Genomic DNA, 18518 nt, shown 5'->3' with positions numbered 1-18518 from the left:
GGTGCCCGGTCCGGCCCCGCCCTAGCTGCCCTCAGCCAGGGTGTAGACGTCCTCGCCGTAGCGAATGCCGCCTGCCGTGTCCGGATAGGCCAGGTAGTAGGTCATGCGCACCGGGATCCGGCTGGGCACCCGGGCGAAGTGGGTCTTCTGGGTGCCGATCGCCGCCTCCACGGCCGGGATGTCGGTGCCCAGCACCCAGGCGGCCAGGCCGAGATAGTTCTCGACCCGGATGCAGCCATTCGACACCGCCCGGTTGTCGGTGGCGAACAGCTTGCGGTTGTTGGTGTCGTGCAGATAGATCGCCTGGTCGTTGTCGAGCTCGAATTTGAGCAGCCCGAGGGCGTTGTCGTCGCCCGGCGGCTGCCAGAACTTCCAGCCCATGGTGCCGACCATGTCCGGCGGCACCTGGGCCGGGTCGAAGGTCTGGCCCTCCGGCGTCTTCACCACCACGTTGTGCTTGCGCATCTCGTCATACTGGCCGGCCGCCATCAGCGCCTTGTACTTCTTGGTCAGGCCGGGCGGCACGGTCCAGTCCGGATTGTACTTGACCGCGATCATGTTCGACTGGATCAGCGGCGTCTGGGTCAAGGGCGACCCGACCACGGCGCGGGTGCGCAGCACCTCGACCCCGTTGTCGAAGGCAATGATCTCGGCGGTCGGCACGTTGACCGTGATCGACTTGCCGCGCGTCGGCGGCGCCTGCCAGCGGGCCAGGGTCTGGCGCAGCGACGCCGCCTCGTCCGCCGGGGTGAAGTTCAGCGCCCGCAGCGTGCGGCGGCCGACCACGCCGTCGTCGCGCAGGCCCCAGCTCAGCTGCAGCGCCTTGACGCGCTGGGTCAGCGCCTCGTCATAGACCAGGGTGGCCGGGGCCACCGGGCCGATCAGCTCCGGCGCGGTCGCCACCACCGGCACCGGCTCCGCCGGCGCCGCCCCAGATTCGACAATGGCGGGCTGGACGATGGCGGGCACGGCGACCGCAGGCATGGCAGCCTCGGGCAGCGCCACGCCCATGGCGTCGAGCCGCTGGCGCAGCAGCGGCACGCGCGGGTCGACGGCGCTGGGCTTGAGGGTGCCGACCGGAATCGCCGAAGGCGCCGTGGCCAGCTCGGCCTCCGCCCGCTCCAGCGCCAGGCGCAGCTGGGCGTGGACCTTGTCCTCCGCCGCCACCGGCGTCGGCTTGGTCGCGGCCGCCGCGACATGCGGCGCCAGCGCCACCGCCAGCACCAGAGCCCACCGAATCATCATCTGCCCCTTCGCTCGCCCGCCGGTTTGCCGAGCGGGATTCCTGCTTCCTACCGGCCGGAAGGAACCGTTCCGCGGCGCTGCGGTCAAGCCTTTCGACACGGGCCGGAGCAGGCATCATCGCCGCAGCCGCGATGCCGGCGAACCGCAATCGCTGCACGCCACCGTTGCGCCGGACGCCCCGATCGGCGGAGATGGTGCAGAAGGAACGGCGCGGAGCGTGGCGGATGCCGGGGATCGACCAGGCGGAGAGGAAGCGCGACCAGGCGGCACGGGCGGCATGGCTGTCCTATGTCTCGGGCCTGACCCAGGACGAGATCGCCCGCCGGCTCAACGTCTCGCGCATGGCGGCCCAGCGCCTGCTGGCGTTCGCCGCGCAGGAGGGCATGGTCAAGGTCCGGATCGACCATCCGATCGCCGCCTGCATGGAGCTGGGCGAGCGCATCGCCCGCCGCCATGGCCTGCGCTTCTGCGAGGTGGTGCCGGCCGACCCGGTGGCGCCGGCCCAGCCCAACCTGCCGGCGCTGGCGATCGCCGGCGCCACCTGGATCGAGCGGCTGGTCGACACCGACGCGCCGCTGGTGATCGGCGTCGGCAACGGCCGCAGCGTGCGCGCGGCGGTGGAGGAGATGGCGTCGTCGCCGCGGCCGCAGCACCAGGTGGTCTCGGTCACCGGCAACATCGCGCGCGATTCCTCCTACAACCCGTTCGACGTGGTGATGCGGCTGGGCGACCGGCTGGGCGCCCAGCGCTACCTGTTGCCGGCGCCGCTGATCGCCGAAAGCGCCGAGGACCGCCGGGTGCTGGCGGAGCAGAAGCCGTTCCGCGAGATCATGGCGCTGGCGGCGCGGGCCGACGCCATCCTGATCGGCATCGGCCAGCTCGACGACAGCGCCCCGGTGCTGCAGGACAAGGTGATCAGCCGCGCCGAGTTCGAGGTGCTGCGCCAGGCCGGCGCGATCGGCGAGGTGCTGGGCAACTTCCTGGACGCCAAGGGCCAGGTGCTGCCCTCGCCGCTGCGCGACCGGGTGATCGGCCTGCCGCTCGACGCCGTGGCCCAGCGCCCGGCCGTCGCCATCGCCGGCGGCACGGTCAAGGTGCCGGCGATCCGCGCCGTGCTGACCCGCGGCCTGCTGCAGGGCCTGATCACCGACGAGACCGCGGCCTCGGCGCTGGTCAGCCTGGGCTAGCGGAAGCGCTGCGGCGGGGCCTGGATCACCGGGGCAGCGGCATCGAGGATGGCGCGGCGGTCCCCGTTCGCCGGCGGGTAGATGCGCTGGCGGTTGATGATCTGCTTGGTCTGCTTCGCCGCCGTCCCCTGCGCCACCACCTGCCGATCCCAGCCCTCGGTGTAGACGGCGCCCCAGGCGCCGAGGTCGAGAATGGTGGTGTACCACTCGATCCGCAGCGGCAGCAGCGGCCGGCCGAGCAGGTCGGCGACCGCGTTGTGGCCGCCGAAGCGGCCCATCGGCCGGCTGTGCTGGCAGGACATCACCGAGGCGTGGCCGTCGTCGACCATCGCCCGCGCCGAATCGCCGACCGCGAATTCGGCGTCGCAGCCGATGATCTTCAGGGTCGGATCGACCGGAAGCCGGCCCAGCCGGTCGCGCTCCACCGGGAACCGGGCCGTCAGCGGGCTGGCCCGCATGCCGGCGCACCAGATCACGGTCGCGGCCGGGATCACCTCGCCGGTCGACAGCACCGCCCCGCCGGCCTCGACCGCCGCGACCGACACGCCCATCCGGGTCTCGACGCCGAGCGCGGCCAGGGCGGTCTCGATCACCGGCCGGGCGCTGTCGCCCATGTCGGAGCCGACCTGTGGCGCGTGGTCGGCCAGGATCACCCGGGCCCCCGGCCCGATCCGGCCGACCATCTCGGTCGCGGCCTCGATTCCGGTCAGGCCGGCGCCGACGACCAGGACGGTGTCACGCCCTGGCGATGCCGGCCGGTCCGCCAGCCCGGCCAGGTGGCCGGCGAGGCGGCGGGCGCCGGCGAAGGTGTCGATGTCGAAGCCGTGCTCGGCGAGCCCCGGAATCGCCGGCCGGACGAGAGTGCTGCCGAGGGCGAAGACCAGCCGGTCGTAGCGCAGCGCCACCCCCTTGCCCGCAACCAGGCAGCGCACGGTGTGCTGCGCCAGATCGATGTCGGTCACCTCGCCCTCGACCAGATGCACGCCGATCGGGCCGAGCACCGCGGCCAGGGGCACCCGGATCGCGTCGAGGTCGGCCTCGTAGTTGCGCACGCGGATGCCGTGCCAGGCGTCGCGGTTGATCAGCGTGATCTTGACCCGGCCGGGACCGATGCCGAAGGCGTCAAGCGCCCGCGCCGCGCCGGCCGCGGCCCACAGCCCGGCGAATCCCGCGCCCAGGATCAAGATGCGCTGCATCCCCGCCCCCCTCGCTCCGTCGGTCCTGTCTGAACGCTAGGATCGGCCCGGGCCGGAGGCAACGCCATCCTTCGGCTGAATGCGGGAGCGGATCAGTCCCAGCTCAGCGCACCGCCGTTCTGGTACTCGATCACCCGGGTCTCGAAGAAGTTCTTCTCCTTCTTCAAATCCATCGCCTCGGACATCCAGGGGAACGGGTTCTCGGTCTCGGCGAAGACCGGGGCCAGGCCGAGCTGGGCGCAGCGGCGGTTGGCGATGACGTGCATGTACTGCTCGCACAGGGCCGCGTTCAGGCCGAGGAAGCCGCGCGGCATGGTGTCCCGGCCATAGGCGGCCTCGAGCTCCGCCGCCTCGGCCAGCATCCGCCGCAGCTCCTCCTGGAACTCAGCTGTCCAGAGATGCGGATTCTCGATCTTGATCTGGTTGATGACGTCGATGCCGAAGTTCAGATGGATCGACTCGTCGCGCAGGATGTACTGGTACTGCTCGGCGATGCCGACCATCTTGTTGCGCCGGCCGAGCGACAGGATCTGGGCGAAGCCGGTGTAGAACCACATGCCCTCGAAGATGACGTAGAACGCCACCAGGTCGCGCAGGAAGGCCTGGTCGGCCGCCGGCGTGCCGGTCCGGAACGACGGGTCTGACAGGTTCTGGGTGTAACGCAGCGCCCAGGCCGCCTTGTCGGTGATCGACGGCACCTCGCGATACATGTTGAACAGCTCGCCCTCGTCCAGGCCCAGGCTGTCGACCACATATTGGAAGGTGTGGGTGTGCACCGCCTCCTCAAAGGCCTGGCGCAGCAGGTACTGGCGGCATTCCGGGTTGGTCAGGTGGCGGTAGATCGCCAGCACGATGTTGTTGGCGACCAGCGACTCCGAGGCGGCGAAGAAGCCGAGATTGCGCTTCACCGACCGGCGCTCGTCCTCGGTCAGCCCGTCGCGCGATTTCCACAGCGCGATGTCGGCCTGCATCGAGACCTCGGTCGGCATCCAGTGGTTGTTGCAGCCGGCCAGGTACTTCTCCCACGCCCAGCGGTACTTCATCGGCAGCAGCTGGTTGACGTCGGCGCGGCAGTTGATCATCGCCTTGTCGTCGATGCTGACCCGGCCGCCGGACCGGTCGATCGCGCCGAGGCCGGTGGCGTCGCCCGCGAGGCCGGCTGCGGGCGCGTCGGACCGCTTCGCCCGGATCGGCGCGGCGGCGGGGGTGTCGGACCAGTCGAGCATGGTCATGGGGTGGCTCACGGCTGTGGTGGACGGATTCTCGGCTCGGCACCGGGACCGTCGAGGTTCGGGCGGCGACGCAGGGTCGGCGACCCTACAAGATGTTGCCGCGGACAGCAAGGCGAACCCCAGGTGTTGTGCCGCCAGGTCCCGACACCCGAGCAATCCGCGGCGGCACTAGCGTTCGTGGCCCGCCCGACTGTCGTGAAATCATCCACCCGCCCGATCGTGGGGTTGCAGAAGAAAAGAAAGTTGCAATGCGGTGCCTGCAATCGCCTTGATCGGCCAGGCAGTGGATTGAACGGTTTTGAGGATAATTTCGGATAATCTATTGCATAAACAGATGGGCATTCTGGAAATATCTGTCTGCCGCCCGCGGAGGCGGGTGTATGTACACCAACAAAGCCTCGCGATGTAACCGGATATGAGAGATTTTTTGATTGCGGTGGCCGCTACATTGCCGAAGGATGATGCCACAGGTGCGCAGACAGTCGAGATGCTGAATCGCGCTTCACCTCTCGTTTGAGAGGTGGAAGAGCCAGGACGTGGCGCCGTTGTCATTGGCGTCCGTCAAGAAATGGCCGCAGCGGTTGGACGGGCGACGCGTGACGTTTCTCATCCCGGCATGTCGACAAACTGCGAACCGCAAACAGGGGGACAACGATAACCATGAGCATCGCATCCACGTCGGGACTGCCGCGGCGTCGTTCCTTGACGCCTGCATCGATCCCGGCGGGCCATGCATCGTCCCCACCGGCGCAGGCGCCGCGTCCGGGGCGATGTCAGTGCATCGGTGCCCGGGGCGCGACGCGGACGCGCTGAGTGCGAGCGGCGGACACTGTCCGGCGCCAGCTGACGAGACCTTAATCGAGAGACGCTGACACCACGGCCGAAGCTGACGCGGCTTCCGTGAACGGGATTCTATTCGCCGCCGAATGCGCCGACCCGACACGGACCCATGCCAGGGCCGACATCAAAGGGGAAACACATGTGCGTCCTTTGCCAGATGGGCTACAGCCGAGAACATTCCACCCCGACAGTCCAGGCGAGCGCCGGCTCGCTGACGATCAGCCCGGAGGATCTGCAGAACTGGCAGAACATCGACCAGACCCCGGACAATCCGTTTAACAAGGACACCAATTACGAGACGTTTCTCACTTACCTCGGCGCGCTGAACCGCCCGCTGACGCCGGCGATGGCGCAATCGCCGATCGTGGTGAACCTGTCCGAGCTGAGCGACCATCCGGCCTATCTGGAGGCCGCCACCGGGGCGCTGCAGATGTGGTCGGCGGTGACGCCGCTGCAATTCACGATCGTCACCGACCGGCCCTTCAACGCGGCGACCGACTATCTCGAAGTGGTCAGCCCGGAGGTCGGCGAGCAGGATGACGGCAGCGCCTATTCCGCCGGCCGCTATGTCAGCGTCGGGCAGCGCTTCCACGACACCGAGCCGGACGCGACCTCTCCGGGCGGCTATATCTTCAACACCTTCATCCATGAGTTCGGCCATGAATGGGGCCTGAACCATCCGGGCTTCTACAATTACGGCGGCCCCGGCGGACCGCAGATCACCTATTACAACGATGCGAAGTGGGTCTACGACAACCAGCAATATTCGGTGATGTCGTATTTCGACAATATCGACATCGGCGGCAGCACGGCCTGGACCAACACCACGCCGGGCATTGCCGATATCGAGGCCGTCATCCGGCACTATTTCTCGACGGTGACGAACGGCGTCCGCAGCTACCAGGACATCCAGCTCAACACCGGCGACGACGTCTACGGCTTCGGCAGCACGCGGCTGGGCTACACGCTGACGGCGGACGGGTCGACCCATGACATCGGCTTCGTGATCCACGACACCGGCGGCCACGACACGGTCGACTTCTCCGGCTCGACCGACAGCACCATCCTGGACCTGCGCGAGGGCCGCTTCTCCAGCGTCAACGGCCACACCAACAACGTCGCCATCTTCGACGGCCACAATGCCGACGCGACCGAGTACTATATCGAGAAGGGCGTCGGCAGCGCGTATCTCGACATCATCATCGGTAATGACGGCGACAACGAGCTGCTGGGCGGCGGCGGCGACGACCGGATCGATGGCGGCAATGGCGCCGACGAGATCCATGGCGGCTCCGGCGACGACATCATCGTCGGCGGCGCCGACACCAATGACAGCCGCGACCGCAACAACACCCTGCCGATCATCACCGGCCCCGACAGCAAGGACGGCGACGACCTGCTGTACGGTGAGGACGGCAACGACACGATCAATGCCGGCAAGGGCGACGACGTGCTCGACGGCGGCGCCGGCGACGACATCATGCGCGGGATGGCGGGCGTCGACGTCTTCATCGGCGGCGCCGGCAACGACACGGTCGATTTCAGCCTGGAGAGCCCGTTCCAGCTGCTGGTCAACCTGGTGACCAATGTCGCCGCCGGCGGCACGGCGTCCGGCGACACCTTCTTCAGCGTCGAGAACCTGATCGGGTCGGACGACCGCATCGACCGCTTCGTCGGCAACGACTCGAACAACTACTTCCTCGGCCTCGGCGGCGGCGACGTCCTCAACGGCGGCAATGGCGACGACAAGCTCGAGGGTGCCCGCGACGGCGACGTGCTGAGCGGCGACGCCGGCAACGACCTCCTCATCGGCGGCGCCGGGGCGGACTTCCTCGACGGCGGCGCCGGCATCGACACGGCCGACTACACGCTGGACGAGCGGCAGCCGATGTTCGGCCCGCCGCGGACGCCCGCGACCGAGGGCGTGACCGTCAACCTCGCGACCGGCACCGCCAGCGGCGGCGACGGCGAAGGCGACACCACGACGACGCATCAGTTCGACAAGCTGACGAACATCGAGAACGTGATCGGCTCGAAGTTCGCCGACACGCTGATCGGCAATGCCGGCGTCAACGTCCTGTCGGGCGCCGCGGGCGACGACGTCCTCGCCGGCGGCGGCGGGCTGGACACGCTGAACGGCGGCGCCGGCCTCGACATGGCGGCCTATTACGGCAGCGCCACCGGGGTCAACGTCTCCCTCCTCGTGCCGGGCTCGCATCCGGAGACGTACATCTCGATCGAGGGCCTGGCCGGCTCCGCCCACAAGGACCAGCTCACCGGCGATGCCCTCGCCAACAAGCTGGTCGGACAGGGCGGCGACGACGTGCTGAAGGGAAATGCCGGCAACGATACGATCGACGGCGACTTCACCCCGTTCCCGGTCACCGGCGTCGGCATGGGCACCGGCTACACGACGCTGGCGCCGAGCGCGACCAACAACTCCGTCGCCACCGCCCATGCCATCACCAATAACTTCTCGCTGGCCGCCGATGCCGACATCGGCAACGCGACCACCCTGGCGCATTCGACGGTCAACGCCACCGGCAACGGCCAGGGCGGCTACTACAAGCTGACCGTGAATGCGGGAACGGTCATCACCGCCGATATCGACCACACCTCGGACGGGCTGAGCGACAGCTTCCTGTGGCTGGAACGGGCCGACGGCACCGTGGTCGCCTTCAACGACGACGGCGGCAACGATCCCGGCTCCGCCCGCCGGACGGACTCGCTGTTCAGCTTCAAGGTCACCGAGACCGGCGACTACTACATCGTGGTCGGGCAGTACAACAACGACACGGGAGATACCGAAAAGATCGTCCCCAGCGGCGCTACCTATGAGCTGAACGTCTCGGTGACGCCGCCGCCGCCGACCTCGCCGAATATCGGCCTGGCCGGGCACGACAATCTCGATGGCGGCGACGGCGACGACACCCTCTACGGCCGCGGCGGCGCCGACTTCCTCCGCGGCGGCGCGGGGGCCGACCACCTCGATGGCGGGGCCGGCGCCGACACGGTCAGCTATTACGGCAGCACCGACGCGGTGACGGTCAATCTCGCGACCGGAATCGGCAGCGGCGGCGAGGCGCAGGGTGATACCCTTGTCGGCATCGAGGCCGTCAACGGCGGCAAGGGCGGCGACACGCTGACCGGCAACGTCGCCAACAACGTCCTCAACGGCTATGAGGGCAATGACGTGATCAATGGTGGCGCGGGACGGGATACGCTGTCCGGCGGCACCGGGGCCGACCGGTTCGTCTTTTCGGCGGCCGGCGACAGCGGCCTCGGCGCCAACGCCGATGTGGGCACCGACTTCAGCCGGGCGCAGGGCGACAAGATCGACCTGTCGGGGATCGACGCCAACACCGGCGCGGCGGGCAACCAAGCGTTCACCTATATCGGCTCGGGGCTGTTCACGCACCATGCCGGCGAGCTGCGCGCCGCCAACACCAGCTCGGGCGTCATCACCATTGCCGGCGATCTCAATGGTGACGGCGTGTCCGACTTCCACATCGTGCTGAAGGGGTTGAACGGCGTCCTGGTGGCGAGCGACTTCGTGCTCTGACCACCCGTTCACCGGAGAATGACGGAGGCGGCGGGTTCCCCCGCCGCCTCTTTCATTTGTCGCGTCGCAGCGGTCGGCGCGGCGCCGGCGGCCGCGCCGTGTCCCGGGCGGCGCGGCACAGGGCCCAGATATATGGTGCGGCGCAGAGCAGGATGCCGCCGAGCCAGATCATGGCGAAGGTCATGATGCTGTCCTCCAGGGCTTCGATCAGGCCGAGCACGAGCATGACCCCGCCTCAGAACCGGTAGCCGACCGCCAGCCCGACCGAAGGCTGCACCCGGCTTTCCGTGATCGGGCTGTCCGCCGCGTCGCCGAGCAGGACGCCCACGCCGACATTCGCGGTGGCGAACCAGCTCTCGGAGATCGCCCAGTTGAGGCCAACCTTGAAGTCGACGCTCTTGAACCCGGCGCCGGCGTCGTAGCGCTCCAGCCCCGATTTCCGCGACTGCGACGGCGAGATGCCGAAGAAGCTCTGCATGTAGTCGTCATTGGCCCAGGTGGCGGAGACGCCGGAGGACAGGGTCCAGGTCTCGGACAGCGGCACCTTCACCGACATCTCGGGCCGGACCTGCAGCCCTTCGCTGCCGCCGAAATCCTTGGCGACGTCGAGGCCGATCTGCCACATGCCGAAGGAATAGGAGCCGAAGACATGGCCGCGCGCGGCCATGTCGATATCGCCCAGCCCCTTCAAATGGTCCTCGTCATCCTCGTTCCGGCCGGGCGCGAGACCCACGGAGACGCCGAGCCGGAGCGCGTCGGTGCGCACGACGTTGACGCCGATACCGCGCGCCATGTCGAGGAAGACCCGGTCCCGCCAGTCGATCGCGACGAAGGGCAGCGGCGACACCGAGAACTTGTCGGACCCCTCGTAGCTGGGCGCGACCCGGACGCCGCCGCCGAGCACGAAGGTCCAGTCCCCACGGGGGCTGGCCGCCTCCGGAACCGGAGCGTCCTCCTGCGGCAGGATAAGCGCGTCCTGAGCCTCCGCACGCATGCCGGGCACGGCGAGGACCAGGCAGGCGCCGGCCAAGGCGAGCGGCGCCCAAGTCCTGGCCCAGCGGATATCGGGTCGCGAAGAATAGGCGGCAGTCGACAGTGACGCTTGCATTCGGTTCATCCCGTGACTCGATTGAGCCGCGAGGATAGAAGCCGACCGGATGGACGGGTTTTAAGTTATGTTAAGAGATGTTGCCGGGATCCCGGCCGCGGATCGGCGAGGTCGCCGAGCTGCCGTCAGATCCTGACGTAGTCGATCTCCATGAAGTCCGAGACCTCCGGCTGCCAGCGGTCGCGGAGGAATTCGACGTGCAGCGGGTGGAGGTTGTAGGCGTCATAGGCAGCCTGATCCTCGAACTCCATCGAGAAGCCATGGCTGAACCGGTTCTTGGCGCTGACCTGCTTCAGCCGCTCGAAATTCCTCACCGTGGGCAAGCCGGCGAGAACCAGGGCGGAGTCCAGGAATCTCGTCTCTTCGCTCGAGCCTTCCGGGTGCTTGAGGCTGAAGACGACGGTGTGGCGGATCATGAGGCAGCTCCATTTCTGGTGGTTCGAATCAGATCGCCGGCCGAAGACCGGAAGGATTGCGGGGCAGCGACATCCGGACGACCAGGCCGCGCGGCAGGCGGTCGCGCAGCTCGATGCCGCCGCCATGGCCGCGGACGACGTCGCGCGCGATCGACAGGCCCAGCCCGAAGCCCCGGCCCGAAGCCGCGGACCGCGTGTCGTCGCCCTTGAAGAACGGGTCGAACACCTTCTCGCGCAGCGGCGCGGGAATGCCGGGCCCGTCGTCGGCCACCTCGATCTCCGCCAATCCCCCGCCACCGGCCCGCAGGCCGACCCGCACCGCCGATCCGTGCTGGACGGCGTTGTCGACGATGTTGGTGACCGCGCGGGCCAGCGCGTTGGGCCGGCAGACCCAGGCCAGCCGCTGCGGCCCGGCATAGGCGACGTCGTGGCCGACATCGCCGAATTCGGTGCAGATCGTCTGCAGCAGGCTCGGCAGGTCGACCGGCGACATCGGCTCCTCTCGGGTGCCGGGCCGCAGATACTCCAGCGTCTCGTCGAGCATGCCGCTGATCCGCACGACCTCATGCAGGATGCCGTCCCGCAGCTCCGGGTCGCCGATCCGTTCGGCGCGCAGCCGCAGGCGGGTCAGCGGCGTCCGCAGGTCATGGCTGATCGCGGCCAGCATGCGGGTGCGGTCGTCGATCAGGGCGCGGATGCGGGTGCGCATGTCGTTGAGGGCGGCGGCAACCTGGCCGATCTCGCGCGGCCCCCGGCGGTGGACCAGGCGGTCGTCGTCGGGCGAGCGCCCGAAGGATTCGGCGGCCGCGCCCAGCGCCGACAGCGGCGCGATGATCCAGCGCACGGCGTAGATCGACAGGATCAGCACGAAGACAAGCATGGTGACGATGATCAGGACCGTGGGCTTGAGGATGAACGGCCACAGGCCCGCCCAGTTCGGCGTCGGAAACAGCAGGATGGTGTGGTCGTCGGCCCGCACGACGACGCCGTCGCCGGCACCGTCGGGAAGTTTGGCGGCGCGGGCATCGATGCCCCAGAGGGTGCTCAGCTGATAGGCGATCAGGCCGGACAGGACCGACGTCCGCTCGCCGTCGGGCGGCCCCATGAACCCTGCCGGCGCCCGGACGACACCGGCGCCGGCTCGCCGGGCGATGTCGAGGATGCTGTCTGCCTCCTCCGGGGAGCCGGCGCTCTGGAAGATCTGGGTGACCTTGGCGATTCCCGCTGCCGACAGAACGACCCCGTCCCGCGCGTCGGGTTCCCGGAAGAACAGGAACAGGACGGAGCCGGTCAAGCCGATGCCGAGCAGCACGGAGACCGCAACGAGCCCGGTGATCTGGCTGACGACGCTGCGCGGAACCAAGCGGGAGAGGAGACGCATCACGCCGGCTCGACCCGCTCGGTGAACATGTAGCCGCCGAGGCGCACGGTCTTGATGTAGCGGGGGTTGTCGGGGTCGGGCTCGATCTTCTGTCGGATCCGGCTGACATGGACGTCGATGCTGCGCTGCACCGGGCTGGCCAGGCCGCTATGGGTCAGCTCGATCAGCTGATCGCGCGACAGCACCTGGCCATGGTGCCGGCACAGCGCCGCCAGCAGGTCGAACTCGACGCTGGTCATGGCGACCTGGACCCCGTCGGCGTCGTGCAGCTGTCGCGAGGTGGGATCGATCCGCCAGCCGGCGAAGCGCAGCGGCCGCAGCCGGCCGTCGCCATTGCCGCCCTGGGCGCGGCGCAGCAGCGCCCGGATGCGCGCCACCAGCTCGCGGGAGTCGAACGGCTTGGGCAGGTAGTCGTCGGCCCCGATCTCCAGCCCGATGATCCGGTCGACCGCGTCGCCGCGGGCCGTCACCATGATGATCGGCACCGCCGACGCGACCCGCAGCCGGCGGCAGATGCTGAGCCCGTCCTCCCCCGGCAGCATCAGGTCGAGCACGACCAGGTCGACCTTGGCCAGGCGCAGCACCGCATCCATCTCGGCCGCGCCGATGGCGGCCGAGACGGCGAAGCCGCTCTCGGACAGCACGCCCTGCAGCATGCGGGAGATCTCGAGATCGTCCTCGACGAGCAGCACATGCAGCTGCCCTTCCGGCCGCGCGGCTGCGGCGGAGGATATGGCCTTCCTGGGTCCCACCATGGATGCATTCTCGCAGCGGGCCGGCAGGCAATCATCCATCCAAATATTATTTTTTGTAAACGCGGCGCTCGCTGTGGCCTGGCCGCCGGCAGATGTTCAATCGTTGTTGGCGGCCTCGCCGGTCTGCTAGCTAGGTGACGGTGCCGATCCAGCTCAGTGGCGATGAGCGTCGAGGGTCCATGATCGATGCGGGATCTCGCAACCCAGCAGCAGCAGGTCTATCAGACGCTCCGCGAGCAGCTCATCGCCGGGCGTTTCAAGCCCGGCACCGCCGTCAGCCTGCGGGGCATCGCGTCCAGCTTCGCCGTCGGGCTCATGCCGGTCCGCGAGGCGATCAATCGGCTGGCGGGCGAGCGGGCGCTCGAGGTCAGGCGCAACGGCCGCGTCAGCGTGCCGGATCTCACGCAGCCGAGATTCGAGGAGCTGATGCAGGCCCGGCTTCAGCTCGAACCGCCTTGCGCCCGCTGGGCGCTTCCCTTCGTCGATGCGGAATGTCTCGCACGGATGGAAGCGTTCGACGCCACCATGAATTCGAGCTACGGGTCGGGCAACGCCGATGCCTATATGCTGGAGAACTACCGCTTTCACTTCGAGCTCTACCGCGCGGGCGGCTCGCAGGTCTTCGTTCCGCTGCTCGAAAGCGTCTGGATGCAGTTCGGCCCGTTCATGCGCAGCGTGTACGACATGAGCGAGACCACAGCGATCGTGGACAAGCACAAGATGGCCCTCGAAGCGATCAGGCGCCACGACCAGGATGCTCTCGAGGTCGCCATCCGGGCCGATATCCTGGATGCCGTGCATCTCCTGAGGCAGACCCTGGCCTCCCAGTACTGAAGATCAATCTTTGACCGACACCCCAGGGGAAGCGGTTTATCTTAGATTGATATTCTATTTTATTGTCATCCTCGGGCTTGACCCGAGGATCCAGGGGTTTTCAATGCAGTTCTCGGTGCCCCCTGGATTGTCGGGTCAAGCTCGGCAATGACAATTAGAGTTTAGTTTAGCGCTTTCCTGCTGGTTTGACGACCCGGTCTATGCAGCCGGTTGCGGGGTGTTTGCCAGAGCAAATGTGATCACATACAACCGGAGAAGACCCAAGAGCCCAACCGGTACTTCATTCAATGGCTCGAGCTCAGGGGATTTTCTGGAAGCCGGAACCACCACAGCATTGACAAGGTCCAGGCGCTCCTGAGAAATGTGATCACAAATCGAATGATGAAGGGAATCCGGAGTGCTCGATAGCCAGTCCAGCCGGCAGCGCGGCTCCAGCGAAGGCGTTGCCGCGATATTTGCCGCTGCCCAGCGGATCCTCGCCGAAGAGACCGCGACCTTCGTCGACCGGCACCCCCGCAGCAAAGCCCTGTTCGACGACTCCTCCTCCGGCTTCTTCGACCAGGTCCCGCTCTACTGGATGCGCGACTGGCCGATGCCGTTCCCGATGGCGCTGGCCACCGCCAAGGGCAGCGAGGTGACCGATATCGATGGCAACAAGGCCGTCGACTTCTGCCTCGGCGATACCGGCGCCATGTTCGGGCATGGGCCGGGCGCCATTCTCGACGCGCTGGCGCGGGCGGATGAGATCGGCCTCACCACGATGCTGCCATCCGGGGATGTCGGTGTCGTCGGCAGCCTCCTGTCGACGACCTTCGGCCTGCCGCGATGGCAGGTGACGGCCACGGCCAGCGATGCCAACCGCTTCGCCTTCCGGGTCGCGCGCGCCGTCACGGGCCGGCGCAAGATCCTGGTGTTCGACGGCTGCTACCATGGCGCCGCCGACGAGACGCTGGTGGACCTCAAGGACGGGCGCACGGTCGGCCGGGAGAACCTGATCGGCCAGGCCGTCGATCTGGCCGAGACGACGGTCTGCATCCCGTTCAACGACCTGTCCGCCCTCGAAGCCGCGCTGGCGACGCATGACATCGCGTGCGTCGTCGCCGAGCCGGTCATGACCAATTGCGGCATGATCCTGCCGCAGGCCGGCTTCCACCAGGCGCTGCGCGAGCTGACCGGGGCCTATGGCACGCTGCTGCACATCGACGAGACGCACACGATCTCGACCGGGCTCGGCGGCTACACGCGAACCCATGGGCTGGAGCCCGACATCCTCGTCATCGGCAAGCCCGTCGGCGGCGGCGTGCCCGTGGCGGTCTGGGGAATGACCGAGGCGGTCGCCGGCCGGCTCGATGCGATCCGGGCCAGCAAGAGCGGCATCGGCCATTCCGGCATCGGCACGACGCTGTCGGGAAGCGCCTTGCAACTGGCGTGCCTGCGGGCGTGCCTGGAAAAGGTCATGACCGACGCGGCCTATGCGACGATGAACGCGCTCGCCGACCGGATCGAGGCGGGGTTCTCCGCCGCGATCCGGTCCGCCGGGCTGCCCTGGCATGTCAGCCGCGTCGGCGCGAGGCTGGAGGTCGTGTTCGCACCCAGCCCCGTCACGAACGCGGCGGAAGCGCGTGCCGCATCCATTCCCGAAGTCCAGAAGGCGATACATCTCGCACTGCTCAACCGCGGCTATCTTCTGACCCCGTTCCACAATATGGTCCTGGTGGCGCCGACGACCTCCGGGCCGCAGGTCGCGGGACTTATCGCCGCCTTCGGGCAGATCCTGTCGCGCCTGGCGGCCGGGGCGGTGGCAAAGTGAGCGGAGCCCGGCCCATCGATGCGGCGCCGATCGAGGAAGCCGAGGCTTTCCTGGCGCGGCATGAGGACATCGCGGCCTTCGACCTCGTGCTGATCGATCCCAACGGCGTGGCGCGTGGCAAGATCATCCGTCGGCACGAGCTCCTGCCGCTCTATCGCTCCGGCCGCCACCTTCCGGGCTCGATCCTGGGGCTCGACATCTCCGGCGCCGATGTCGAGGAGACCGGCTTGGTCTGGGATGACGGCGATGCCGACCGGTCGGCCTGGCCGATCCCGGGTTCGCTCATGGAGCTGCCCTGGACCTCGCCCAGGCGCGGCGAAGTCCGCGTCGGCCTGTATGAGCTCGACGGCGCGCCGATGGGGGCCGACCCGCGTCACGCTTTGGCGGGCCAGATCGAACGATATCGATCGATGGACATGTCGCCCGTCCTGGCGTTCGAGCTGGAGTTCTATCTCCTCGACGCGGAGACCGACGCCTTCGGACAGCCGAGGGCCGCGCGGATGCCGTTGACCGGGGAGGTTCCGCGCGGCAATCAGGTCTACAGCGTGGACGCGCTCGACCGGCTCGAACCCTTCATCGAAGCGCTGTATGGCTGCGCTGCGGCGCAGGAGCTGCCGGTCGAGACGCTGATCTCCGAATACGCTCCCGGCCAGTACGAGCTGACGCAGCGCCATCGCACCGATGGCCTGCGCGCGGCCGATGACCTGGTGATGCTGAAGCGGCTGGTCCGGGGCCTGGCCCTGCGCCACGGCATGCGGGCGAACTTCATGGCCAAGCCCTTCGCCGACCGTGCCGGCTCCGGCATGCATCTGCACGCCAGCCTGGCGGATGCGTCGGGCCGCAATCTCTTCGCCGATATCGGCGACGATCTCGCGCCGCGGCTGCGGCATGCCATCGCCGGCGTGCAGCAGACAATGGCGGAGTCGATGCTGGTGTTCGCGCCCAACCTCAACTCCTGGCGCCGGTTTGCCCGCAACAGCTACGCGCCGACCGCCCCGACCTGGGGGCGCAACAACCGCAGCGTCGCGATCAGGGTGCCCGCCGGAAGCCCGGCGAACCGGCATTTCGAACATCGCTCGCCCAGCGTCGACGCCAACCCCTATCTGGTGGCGGCGACGGTTCTCGCGGGCATGCGGCACGGCATCCGGAACCGGCTTCAGCCGGATGCGGAGGCGTCCTCCTACGGCAGCGGCGACAGCGGCGCCCTGCCGCCCGACTGGCGATCGGCGATCGAGCGGGCTGCCGGATCCGAGTTCATCAAGGACGCGCTGGGAGAGCGGCTGGCCGCCGTCTTCGTCGCGCTCAAGCGGGCCGAATATCTCCGCTTCGCCGCCGAGGTGACCGCGGAAGAGTTCGCCTATTACGGAGGCGTCATATGACGGCAGGCCGCCACGTCGTTGTCGTCGGCGGCGCCGGGGGTATGGGGATCGAGATCGCCAGAACCTTCGCGGCCGCGGGCGACCGGATCACCATCGCCGATCTTCCGGGCGACCGCACCCTGGCGGCCGCGGCCGCGCTGGCGGAGATCAAGGCCGGCTGCAACGTGATCGAGCTCGACATCCGGTCGGTCGAGCAATGCCGCCGCGCGGTCGAACAGGCGGCGGCGTGGGGCAACGGCATCGACGTGCTGGTCAACGCCGCCGGCGTCTGGCTCGAAGGGCCTTCCGCCGATGTCGGGGAGGAAGAATGGGATCGCGTCCTCGACGTGAATCTCAAGGGCGCCTTCTTCATGATCTCGGCGGCCATTCCGCATCTGGCGACGTCGCGCGGCGCGGTGGTGAACATCGCATCGGATGCCGGCCTGGTCGGCAACAACGGCGCCGCCGTCTACTGTGCCTCGAAGGGCGGGCTCGTTCTGCTGACCAAGGCGCTGGCGCTCGAACTGGCGCCCCAGGGTGTCCGGGTCAATGCCGTGTGCCCCGCCGACGTGGCGACGCCGATGCTGGATGGGCAGGCGGAGGTCTATGGCGGCGGCGACCCGGACGGTTATCGGGCGAATCTGCTGAAGCACTATCCGCAGGGCCGGTCGGCGCGCTTCATCCGGGCCGCGGAGGTGGCCCGGCTGGTACAGTTCCTGTGCGAGGACAAGGCGGCGCCGATCACGGGGGTCGCGCTGCCGATCGATTTCGGCGTCACCGCCGGCTATTGAGGACAGCGCCGATGACCGTCTTCAGCACCGCCCTCGTCACCGGCGCCGGCGCCCCGGACGGCATCGGCGTCGCGATCGCGCGCAAGCTGGCGGGCCAGGGCCTTGCGGTCTTCATCACCGGCGCCAGCGAGCGCATCCATGCCCGCGCTGCGGAGCTGCGGGCGCAAGGCCTCGGCGTCACCTCCCTCAGGGCGGACCTGACCAGTGCCGCTGAGGTCTCGCGCCTGCGCCAGGATGTCGGAGCCGTCGATATCCTGGTCAACAATGCGGGCATGGGATCGGTGGCTGCGCCGGCGGAGCAACGCCCGTTCCTGGAACTGGACGAATCCGACTGGGATGCCGGCATCGACGTCAGCCTCAAGACGGCGTTCCTGGTGACGCGCGCCTTTCTCGGCGCGATGACGGAAAGCGGGCGGGGCGGCCGCATCGTCAATGTCGCCTCCGTCACGGGCCCCCTGGTCTCCAACCCGGGGGAGGCCGCGTATTCGGCGGCCAAGGCCGGAATGGTGGGGCTGACCCACGCCCTGGCCCTCGAGGTCGCCCGCTACGGCGTGACCGCGAATGCGGTCGCGCCGGGGTGGATCGAGACCGGGGCCTCGACGGAGGACGAGCGGATCGCGGCCCGGCACACGCCGCCCGGCCGGGCGGGAACGCCCGACGAGGTGGCGGCGGCCGTCGCCTTCCTGGCTTCGGCCGAAGCGAGCTATGTCAACGGCTCGCTGCTGGTCGTGGACGGCGGCAACATCCTGCAGGAGCGCAAGGTCCAGCTGGGGTGAGCCCGCCGGCCCGGCTTTCACGAGACT

15 protein-coding genes are annotated in these 18518 nt (G+C 68.5%); 7 read left to right on the top strand and 8 right to left on the bottom strand.

Annotated elements, in window-relative coordinates; translation table 11 throughout:
• Positions 1–21: 21 nt before the first annotated feature.
• Positions 22–1245 carry a L,D-transpeptidase family protein gene (locus tag FFK22_RS23210; protein WP_138890589.1) on the bottom strand — a complete coding sequence of 408 codons (1224 nt, stop codon included), beginning with the start codon at positions 1243–1245 and terminating at the stop codon, positions 22–24.
• A gap of 224 nt (positions 1246–1469) precedes the next feature.
• Here FFK22_RS23210 and FFK22_RS23205 point away from each other — a divergent pair, with 224 nt between their 5' ends.
• Positions 1470–2432 carry a sugar-binding transcriptional regulator gene (locus FFK22_RS23205; protein WP_221938791.1) on the top strand — a complete coding sequence of 321 codons (963 nt, stop codon included), beginning with the start codon at positions 1470–1472 and terminating at the stop codon, positions 2430–2432.
• Here FFK22_RS23205 and FFK22_RS23200 read toward each other — a convergent pair.
• Together FFK22_RS23200 and FFK22_RS23195 are read right to left on the bottom strand one after the other, a co-directional pair.
• A complete protein-coding gene (locus tag FFK22_RS23200; RefSeq protein ID WP_138890588.1) occupies positions 2429–3628 on the bottom strand; it encodes an NAD(P)/FAD-dependent oxidoreductase in 1200 nt (399 codons plus the stop codon). The genes FFK22_RS23205 and FFK22_RS23200 overlap by 4 nt on opposite strands.
• Before the next feature lie 92 nt (positions 3629–3720).
• A complete protein-coding gene (locus FFK22_RS23195; RefSeq protein ID WP_221938790.1) occupies positions 3721–4860 on the bottom strand; it encodes a ribonucleotide-diphosphate reductase subunit beta in 1140 nt (379 codons plus the stop codon).
• Positions 4861–5839: 979 nt separating this feature from the next.
• Between FFK22_RS23195 and FFK22_RS23190 the strand changes: the two genes are divergently transcribed.
• Complete coding sequence (locus FFK22_RS23190; protein ID WP_186002606.1) at positions 5840–9262, top strand: M10 family metallopeptidase C-terminal domain-containing protein; 3423 nt, start codon at positions 5840–5842, stop codon at positions 9260–9262.
• Positions 9263–9314: 52 nt separating this feature from the next.
• On the opposite strand, the gene FFK22_RS43125 is transcribed toward FFK22_RS23190, so the two are convergent.
• From FFK22_RS43125 to FFK22_RS23170, 5 genes are all read right to left on the bottom strand, one after another.
• On the bottom strand, positions 9315–9488 hold the full coding sequence (locus tag FFK22_RS43125) for a hypothetical protein (RefSeq protein ID WP_186002605.1): 174 nt from the start codon (positions 9486–9488) through the stop codon (positions 9315–9317).
• A gap of 9 nt (positions 9489–9497) precedes the next feature.
• Positions 9498–10370 carry a MipA/OmpV family protein gene (locus tag FFK22_RS23185; protein WP_186002604.1) on the bottom strand — a complete coding sequence of 291 codons (873 nt, stop codon included), beginning with the start codon at positions 10368–10370 and terminating at the stop codon, positions 9498–9500.
• A 125-nt stretch (positions 10371–10495) separates the two neighbouring features.
• Positions 10496–10786, bottom strand: coding sequence for a Dabb family protein (locus tag FFK22_RS23180; RefSeq protein ID WP_138890585.1), 291 nt, complete (start codon positions 10784–10786; stop codon positions 10496–10498).
• Between the two features lie 28 nt (positions 10787–10814).
• Complete coding sequence (locus FFK22_RS23175; protein ID WP_138890584.1) at positions 10815–12167, bottom strand: ATP-binding protein; 1353 nt, start codon at positions 12165–12167, stop codon at positions 10815–10817.
• Positions 12167–12922 (bottom strand): response regulator, encoded by a 756-nt coding sequence (locus FFK22_RS23170; RefSeq protein ID WP_138890583.1) that lies wholly within the window; start codon positions 12920–12922, stop codon positions 12167–12169. The genes FFK22_RS23175 and FFK22_RS23170 overlap by 1 nt, the downstream gene beginning before the upstream one ends.
• Before the next feature lie 186 nt (positions 12923–13108).
• Between FFK22_RS23170 and FFK22_RS23165 the strand changes: the two genes are divergently transcribed.
• The 5 genes from FFK22_RS23165 (at position 13109) to FFK22_RS23145 (ending at position 18491) form a co-directional block, all read left to right on the top strand.
• Positions 13109–13756, top strand: coding sequence for a GntR family transcriptional regulator (locus FFK22_RS23165; RefSeq protein WP_138890582.1), 648 nt, complete (start codon positions 13109–13111; stop codon positions 13754–13756).
• 397 nt (positions 13757–14153) lie between these two features.
• Positions 14154–15566 (top strand): aspartate aminotransferase family protein, encoded by a 1413-nt coding sequence (locus tag FFK22_RS23160; protein ID WP_221938789.1) that lies wholly within the window; start codon positions 14154–14156, stop codon positions 15564–15566.
• Positions 15563–16945: a glutamine synthetase family protein gene (locus FFK22_RS23155; RefSeq protein ID WP_138890581.1), complete on the top strand. Its 1383-nt coding sequence runs from the start codon at positions 15563–15565 to the stop codon at positions 16943–16945. The genes FFK22_RS23160 and FFK22_RS23155 overlap by 4 nt, the downstream gene beginning before the upstream one ends.
• On the top strand, positions 16942–17715 hold the full coding sequence (locus FFK22_RS23150; protein WP_138890580.1) for an SDR family NAD(P)-dependent oxidoreductase: 774 nt from the start codon (positions 16942–16944) through the stop codon (positions 17713–17715). Before FFK22_RS23155 ends, FFK22_RS23150 begins: the two co-directional genes overlap by 4 nt.
• 11 nt (positions 17716–17726) lie before the next feature.
• Positions 17727–18491, top strand: a complete 765-nt coding sequence (locus FFK22_RS23145) for an SDR family NAD(P)-dependent oxidoreductase (protein WP_138890579.1) — start codon at positions 17727–17729, stop codon at positions 18489–18491.
• Positions 18492–18518: the final 27 nt, after the last annotated feature.

It is taken from the genome of Mycobacterium sp. KBS0706 (assembly GCF_005938675.2).
Taxonomy (GTDB): Bacteria; Pseudomonadota; Alphaproteobacteria; order DSM-16000; family Inquilinaceae; genus Inquilinus.
Note: the sequence above shows the minus strand (reverse complement) of the source record. Positions and strands in the feature narration are given on the sequence as shown.

Coding starts and splice junctions, on each gene's coding strand:
- FFK22_RS23190 (WP_186002606.1), top strand. CDS start 5,840: ATGTGCGTCCTTTGCCAGATGGGCTACAGCCGAGAACATTCCACCCCG.
- FFK22_RS23200 (WP_138890588.1), bottom strand. CDS start 3,628: ATGCAGCGCATCTTGATCCTGGGCGCGGGATTCGCCGGGCTGTGGGCC.
- FFK22_RS43125 (WP_186002605.1), bottom strand. CDS start 9,488: ATGCTCGTGCTCGGCCTGATCGAAGCCCTGGAGGACAGCATCATGACC.
- FFK22_RS23180 (WP_138890585.1), bottom strand. CDS start 10,786: ATGATCCGCCACACCGTCGTCTTCAGCCTCAAGCACCCGGAAGGCTCG.
- FFK22_RS23150 (WP_138890580.1), top strand. CDS start 16,942: ATGACGGCAGGCCGCCACGTCGTTGTCGTCGGCGGCGCCGGGGGTATG.
- FFK22_RS23165 (WP_138890582.1), top strand. CDS start 13,109: ATGCGGGATCTCGCAACCCAGCAGCAGCAGGTCTATCAGACGCTCCGC.
- FFK22_RS23205 (WP_221938791.1), top strand. CDS start 1,470: ATGCCGGGGATCGACCAGGCGGAGAGGAAGCGCGACCAGGCGGCACGG.
- FFK22_RS23185 (WP_186002604.1), bottom strand. CDS start 10,370: ATGCAAGCGTCACTGTCGACTGCCGCCTATTCTTCGCGACCCGATATC.
- FFK22_RS23175 (WP_138890584.1), bottom strand. CDS start 12,167: ATGCGTCTCCTCTCCCGCTTGGTTCCGCGCAGCGTCGTCAGCCAGATC.
- FFK22_RS23195 (WP_221938790.1), bottom strand. CDS start 4,860: ATGACCATGCTCGACTGGTCCGACACCCCCGCCGCCGCGCCGATCCGG.
- FFK22_RS23210 (WP_138890589.1), bottom strand. CDS start 1,245: ATGATGATTCGGTGGGCTCTGGTGCTGGCGGTGGCGCTGGCGCCGCAT.
- FFK22_RS23170 (WP_138890583.1), bottom strand. CDS start 12,922: ATGGTGGGACCCAGGAAGGCCATATCCTCCGCCGCAGCCGCGCGGCCG.
- FFK22_RS23145 (WP_138890579.1), top strand. CDS start 17,727: ATGACCGTCTTCAGCACCGCCCTCGTCACCGGCGCCGGCGCCCCGGAC.